Raw genomic sequence first — 5,642 nt, forward strand, 5'->3', positions numbered from 1 at the left:
AGACGACCCGACGCCGCCCGTTCGCCCCGGGCGAGCGCGGCGCGTACCGCCCCGGGGGTCGAGGCGTCGACGCCCAGCGCGGCGAGCACGGCGACGACGGTGGTGTCGGGCACCTGGACGGTGACGTCGTCGGACGGTGAGTAGCTGGTGGCGACTCCGTGCAGCTCGGCTAACCGGGCAAGGGCCATCTAGAGTCCCGCGGCTGTGCCGTACGCGGTGGGTTCGCTGGTCAGCGGGGTGACATCGGCGAGCGGCGGTTCGCTGGTGAGGGGGGCGGCGTCGGAGAGCGGGGGCTCGCTGGTGAGGGGCAGCTCCATGGAGCTGGTGGTGCACAGGTCCGCGTACTCGGGAAGATCGGGGAAGTCCGGGAGGGACGGGGTGGACGGCTCCGGCACCTGTTTGGAGAGAGCGGACAGCAGAAGCTGAGCTGATGCGGCCACGACTGGCCTCCTGACGTGTCGACGACGGGGACGCAACCAGCCCTACCCAGCGGGCGCGGACGCATCCGTATACATCTCATCAACGTGCGCCGGGTCACATTCCGTTCCCCTTCGCGCGGTGGGACTGTCGCGGCGCGCGGGGCAATTCCGGCACACCGGCCACTTGCGTTGACACCCCCTGCCCGGTGGTGGTGGGGTCGACTCCCATGTAGCGCGGGAGGCCTGAGCGGGAAACCAGAGCGGGAGGCGGAAAAGTGCAACTCGGTCGCAGAAGAAGAGCCACGGCTGTCGCGGTCGCCGTACTCGGCAGTCTGCTCGGCGCCGCGCCCGGCTCCGTCGCCGCCCCGAACGATCCCGGCACGGGACCCGGACACGGACCCGGCAAGGGCACCGCCACCGCGAACGACCGCAGCGACAGCCCGCTGCCGCCGGTGTGGCCGCGGCCCCAGTCGATGCGCGCCGCGGGACAGCCCGTACCGCTGGGCACCGAGGTGACCCTGGACGCGGCGCCCGATGCCGATCCGTACGCCGTCGACGCCCTGAGGGACGTCCTGGCGCAGGCAGGCGTACGAACGGTGTCCACCGGCCTCCCCGGCCGCGGCCCGGTCATCCGTCTCGGCGGCGCCGGAGCCCAGGACGCCCTGCGCGATCTCCGCGCACCCGCCCTCTCCGATCTCCCCTCCGGCGGCTACCGCATCGCCACCGGGCAGCTCGCGGGCCGTGACACCGTCGCCCTGGACGGGGTCGGCGAGGACGGCCTCTTCCACGCCGTCCAGACCCTCCGCCAGCTGATCAGCCACGGCACCATCCCGGGAGTCGCCGTACGCGACTGGCCGGGGACCGCCGTCCGCGGCACCACCGAGGGCTTCTACGGACAGCCCTGGACCCGCGAACAGCGCCTGGACCAGATCGACTTCATGGGCCGTACGAAACAGAACCGCTACCTCTACGCGGCGGGCGACGACCCCTACCGCCAGGCCGGCTGGCGCGACCCCTACCCCGCCGCCCAGCGCGCCGACTTCCGCGCGCTGGCCGAACGCGCCGCCCGCAACCATGTGACGCTCGGCTGGGCCGTGGCCCCCGCGCAGGCCATGTGCATGTCCTCGGACAAGGACATGAAGGCCCTCAACCGCAAGATCGACGCGATGTGGGCGCTGGGCGTGCGCTCCTTCCAGCTGCAGTTCCAGGACGTCAGCTACAGCGAATGGCACTGCTCGGCGGACTCCGACGCCTTCGGCTCGGGACCCGAGGCCGCGGCGAAGGCGCAGGCGCGCGTGGCGGGTACGGTCGCCGCACATCTCGCCGCGTACCACCCGGGCGCGGATCCGCTGTCGCTGATGCCGACCGAGTACTTCCAGGACGGCGCGACGGCCTACCGGCGGGCGCTCGCCGACCGGCTCGACCCGCGCGTGCAGGTGGCGTGGACCGGTGTCGGCGTCGTACCGAAGACGATCACCGGGTCCGAACTGGCCGGTGCGCGCGCCGCGTTCAAGCATCCGCTGGTCACCATGGACAACTATCCGGTCAACGACTACGCGCCAGGACGGATCTTCCTCGGCCCCTACACCGGCCGCGAACCCGCCGTGGCGAGCGGCTCGTCCGCTCTCCTCGCCAACGCGATGCAGCAGCCTTCGGCCTCCCGCATCCCGCTCTTCACGGCCGCCGACTACGCCTGGAACCCCAAGGCCTACAGCCCCCAGGAGTCCTGGCAGGCGGCCGTCGACGACCTGGCGGGCAGCTCCGCGAAGACCCGCGAGGCGCTCACCGCCCTTTCGGGGAACGACGCTTCGTCCGTACTGGGAGGCGACGAGTCCGCCTATCTGAAGCCGCTGATCGCCGCCTTCTGGGCCGCGCGCGCGACGACCGACCGGGCGGCGCAGGACAAGTCCGCCGACTCGCTGCGCGCCGCCTTCACCGTGATGCGCGAGGCCCCGCAGCGACTGAAGGACACGGCGGGCGGGGCCCTGGAGAACGAAGTGGGGCCCTGGATCGACCAGTTGGCACGCTACGGCCGGGCGGGCGAGCTCGCCGTCGACATACTGCGGGCACAGACGCGCGGGGACGGGACCGCGGCCTGGCAGGCGCAGCTCGCCCTGGAGCCGGTGCGCCGGTCCCTGCTGGCGAGCAAGGTGACCGTCGGCAAGGGCGTGCTCGGCCCCTTCGTCGACCGGGCCGCCAAGGCGTCGGACTCCTGGACGGGTGCGGACCGCACGGCGGGCACGGTCGCGCGGGAGGCGGGCTCCTACACCGTCACCTTCGACCGCGTACGCCCCGTCGAGGCGGTCACGGCGACGGCTCTCCCCCGTACCACTGAGAACGCTTCGGTGGAGGTACGGGTTCCCGGCCAGGGCTGGCGCCGGATCGGCACCCTCTCCCCCACCGGCTGGACGCAGACCGCGGCCGGCGGGGTGCGCGCGGACGCGGTCCGGCTGACCTGGGCCGGGCAGGCCCCTGCCGTACGCCATCTGACACCGTGGTTCGCTGACGGCCCGCAGGCCGCGTTCGCGCTCGTACGGGACGAGGCCGACGCGGAGATCGGCGGCGGCACCCAGCGGCTGCAGGCCCGGCTGACCGCCGAGCGCCCCGCCGATGTGCGCGGCGCGCTGAGCGCGAAGGCGCCCAAGGGCATCCATGTCGCGGTCCCGCAGCAGGCGACGGTCCCGCGCGGCACCCGGACCGACATCCCCATCGACGTGACAGTCGACCCGGCGACCCCGCCCGGCGAGTACCGGGTCCCGGTCTCCTTCGCGGGCGAGGAGCGGACGCTCACCGTGCGGGCCTATCCGCGCACCGCCGGCCCGGATCTCGCCCGTACGGCGACCGCGTCGTCCTCGGGCGACGAGACCCCGGACTTCCCGGCCTCGGCGGCCTCCGACGGCGACCCGAAGACCCGCTGGTCCTCGCCCGCCGAGGATGGGGAGTGGTGGCAGACGGATCTGGGGAAGCCGGTGCGCCTGGGGCAGGTGGTGCTGCACTGGCAGGACGCGTACGCGAGCGGTTACCGCATCCAGGTCTCGGCGGACGGCCGCACCTGGCGTACGGCGGCCACCGTCAGGGACGGCAGGGGCGCCAGGGAATCGGTCCGTATGGATGCGAAGGACACCCGATTCGTCCGCGTCCAGGGCGACCGGCGCGCGACGCGCTTCGGCTACTCGCTCTGGTCGGTGGAGGCATACGCGGTGGCCGGGTGACCCCTCAGGGGCCACCCGGCGCCACCACAGCAAAAGCCCGGATCCTCAGGCTGAAATGCCGTCGATCCGGGCCAGGGCGTCGTCCGCGCCGAATGGTTGCAGGTACGGCAACCAGCGCGGGTCCCGATGCCCGGTCCCGATGATGCGCCACGCGAGCCCGCTCGGCGGTTCGGGCTGATGGCGCAGCCGCCACCCGAGCTCCATCAGATGCCGGTCGGCCTTGACGTGATTGCAGCGGCGGCAGGCCGCCACCACGTTGTCCCAGCGGTGCTGCCCGCCGCGGCTGCGCGGAATGACATGGTCGACGCTGGTTGCGACGCCACCGCAGTAGGCGCAGCGTCCGCCGTCGCGGGCGAAGAGCGCACGGCGGGTGAGAGGAACGGGCCCCCGGTAGGGGACCCGCACGAACCGCTTGAGTCGTACGACGCTGGGAGCGGGGACGATGCGGGTGGCACTGTGCATGAAGGCGCCGGATTCCTCGAGGCAGATGGCCTTGTTCTCGAGGACGAGGACGAGCGCGCGGCGGAGCGGTACGACGCCGAGGGGCTCGTACGACGCGTTGAGGACCAGGACGTGCGGCACGGTGGATGCCTCCTTGTACGCCGGCGGCGCGTGGCTCGCGCCGGGACGATCTGGTCTCAGTCTCTCCTCATGCCTGGTCGAAGCGCCACCATGACCGCGTAACGGGGCGGGGGGATTCGTGGGCCGCGCCGCCACTGCCTCTGCCCTGGGACGCGCCGGACCTGCTGTTCCCCTCACAGGGCCGCGGGCGCACAGCGGATCGGCACAGGTCGCGGGCCCGGGAATGTGCGCTTGACCACACCGTCCACGGTGCCCGCAGGTGAGGGATGTCTCGCCGCCGCTCACGACAACAAGCGTGCGGCGGTCCCCCGTTAGGGTGGAGGGTCTGCCCGTACCTACGGAGGTTTCAGCCGTGAGTGAGCCCAAAACGGCCGCCACCCTCGATCAAGCCCAGGAGACGGCGAACAACGCCGCCGGCTGGGTGGAGCAGAACTGGTCCACCTGGCTCTCGGTCGGCCTGCGCATCGTCCTGATCCTGGTCATCGCGACGATCCTGCGCACCGTCATCCGCCGCTCCCTGACCAGACTCATAGACCGGATGAACCGCAGCGCGACCGCGGTGGAAGGCACGGCGCTCGGCGGTCTGCTGGTCAACGCGGAACGCCGCCGCCAGCGCTCGGAGGCGATCGGTTCGGTCCTGCGCTCGGTCGCGTCCTTCGTGATCATGGGCACAGCGGCCCTGATGATCCTCTCCACCCTCCAGATCAATCTGGCCCCGCTGCTCGCATCGGCGGGTGTCGCGGGTGTGGCGATCGGCTTCGGCGCCCGCAACCTGGTCACCGACTTCCTCTCCGGCGTCTTCATGATCATGGAGGACCAGTACGGGGTCGGGGACTCGATCGACGCCGGGGTCGCCTCCGGCGAGGTGATAGAGGTCGGCCTGCGCGTGACGAAGCTGCGCGGCGACAACGGCGAGATCTGGTACGTGAGGAACGGCGAGATCAAGCGCATCGGCAACCTCAGCCAGGGCTGGGCCACGGCCGCGGTCGACGTACAGGTCAAGCCGACGGAGGACCTGGAGCATCTGCGCGAAGTGATCGCACAGGTCGCCGAGGACCTCGCCAAGTCGGAGCCCTGGAACGAGCGGCTCTGGGGCCCGGTGGAGATCCTGGGCCTCGACTCGGTCCTCCTTGACTCCATGATCATCCGGGTCTCGGCGAAGACGATGCCCGGCAAGGCGCTGAGCGTGGAGCGCGAACTGCGCTGGCGCCTGAAGCGGGCCCTGGACGAAGCGGGCATCCGCGTCATCGGCGGCCCGGTCGCGGTCGACACCGAGGAGCCCCCGGTGGACTCGGCAGCCGCGACGGCGGCCCCTTCGGCCCTGGCGAACCCGACGTCCCCTCAGTCCCTGGCGGCGTCCCCGATCCCGCCGGCGAACATCTCCAAGTAACAGCAGGCGGCCCGGGCCGCCTGCTGTTACTTGGAGATG

Annotated in this window: 5 protein-coding genes; 2 read left to right on the top strand and 3 right to left on the bottom strand. The window is 72.0% G+C overall.

Annotated elements, in window-relative coordinates:
- Together J0695_RS06765 and J0695_RS06770 are read right to left on the bottom strand one after the other, a co-directional pair.
- A partial coding sequence (locus tag J0695_RS06765; RefSeq protein ID WP_206960926.1) for a hypothetical protein occupies positions 1-188 on the bottom strand: 188 nt, incomplete at its 3' end.
- The gene (locus tag J0695_RS06770) at positions 189-440 is read right to left on the bottom strand and encodes a hypothetical protein (protein WP_206960927.1); all 252 of its coding nucleotides are present in this window, start codon (positions 438-440) and stop codon (positions 189-191) included.
- 254 nt (positions 441-694) lie between these two features.
- On the opposite strand from J0695_RS06770, the gene J0695_RS06775 reads away from it, so the two are divergent.
- The gene (locus J0695_RS06775) at positions 695-3,631 is read left to right on the top strand and encodes a glycoside hydrolase family 84 protein (RefSeq protein ID WP_206960928.1); all 2,937 of its coding nucleotides are present in this window, start codon (positions 695-697) and stop codon (positions 3,629-3,631) included.
- A gap of 45 nt (positions 3,632-3,676) precedes the next feature.
- Here J0695_RS06775 and J0695_RS06780 read toward each other — a convergent pair whose 3' ends face one another.
- The gene (locus tag J0695_RS06780; RefSeq protein ID WP_206960929.1) at positions 3,677-4,213 is read right to left on the bottom strand and encodes an HNH endonuclease; all 537 of its coding nucleotides are present in this window, start codon (positions 4,211-4,213) and stop codon (positions 3,677-3,679) included.
- A gap of 352 nt (positions 4,214-4,565) precedes the next feature.
- Between J0695_RS06780 and J0695_RS06785 the strand changes: the two genes are divergently transcribed.
- Complete coding sequence (locus J0695_RS06785) at positions 4,566-5,603, top strand: mechanosensitive ion channel family protein (protein WP_307798459.1); 1,038 nt, start codon at positions 4,566-4,568, stop codon at positions 5,601-5,603.
- Positions 5,604-5,642: the final 39 nt, after the last annotated feature.

Source organism: Streptomyces beijiangensis (assembly GCF_017315755.1).
Classification (GTDB): domain Bacteria; phylum Actinomycetota; class Actinomycetes; order Streptomycetales; family Streptomycetaceae; genus Streptomyces; species Streptomyces beijiangensis.